1 protein-coding gene is annotated in these 859 nt (G+C 58.2%); it reads left to right on the top strand.

The genetic code is table 11. The features are described 5' to 3' along the window. On the top strand, positions 1-381 hold a 381-nt coding region (locus B7364_RS00005; protein ID WP_232780756.1), incomplete at its 5' end, for a helix-turn-helix domain-containing protein. Positions 382-859 lie beyond the last annotated feature (478 nt).

Consider the following 859-nt stretch of genomic DNA (forward strand, 5'->3'; position numbering starts at 1 on the left):
TCCTGGGGGCTAATCATGTCGCAAAACCAAGTCCAAACTGGTCAAGTTTCGCCTGTCCGCAATGGCCATGCCCACGGGCGCAGGCTTTACCGGGTCAATGACCACCGCTTGTTGCGTCGCCTGCCTTGGAAGTCTGAGAATCGGACGCCAATCCTTGAGGCGCTAGGATCGGCACAAGTCCCCGATGCAATAGACGTCAAAGCGCTTCGGGAGCGTGAAGGCCTATCGCGTGAGGACTTCGCCTCAATCTACGGCCTGTCAGTCGATAGCGTTCGATCATGGGAGCGAGGGACCGTCCCCAGCCGGGCAACACGCGCCTATCTAGCCATCATTGCCCATGCGCCTCATATCGTGCGGCGTGGGCTAGGTGTGCGGTGGTAGGGCAATGGCAACAAATGGCAACATAGTTGCCCTTAAGCCAAACTGCCTTGAGGCCTTCGCGCGTGCGCTGGCTGAAGGGGACACCCAGCTAGATGCTTACCTTTCGGCTGGGTTTAGCGGGGACAGGCAGGCGGCTGGCAGGCTGGCTAGGCGCGCTGACATTAAGGCACGGGTGGCCGAATTGAAGATGCCCCCAGCCAATCCCAGAGATAACCTTATTACAGTTTTGCTTCAGGAGATCGAAGGGGCAAGGGTAAAGGCCCTTATGGCAGACCCTCCCCAAGCAAACGCGGCAATTCAAGCGACAATGCTAAAGGCCCAAATATTGGGCTATGGGGTTACAGCAGGGAAGCAGGAGCGCGCTATCCGGCGCGCAAGGCTAGAGATTCTTGGGACAACCCCTTGAGGCTTTATGCTCGAAGCGGGGTGAAATGCTGCCAAGTGCGCGCGCGATGTATGGAGGGGCAAAGATCGCCAC

This window comes from Aquidulcibacter paucihalophilus (genome assembly GCF_002105465.1).
Lineage (GTDB): Bacteria > Pseudomonadota > Alphaproteobacteria > Caulobacterales > Aquidulcibacteraceae > Aquidulcibacter > Aquidulcibacter paucihalophilus.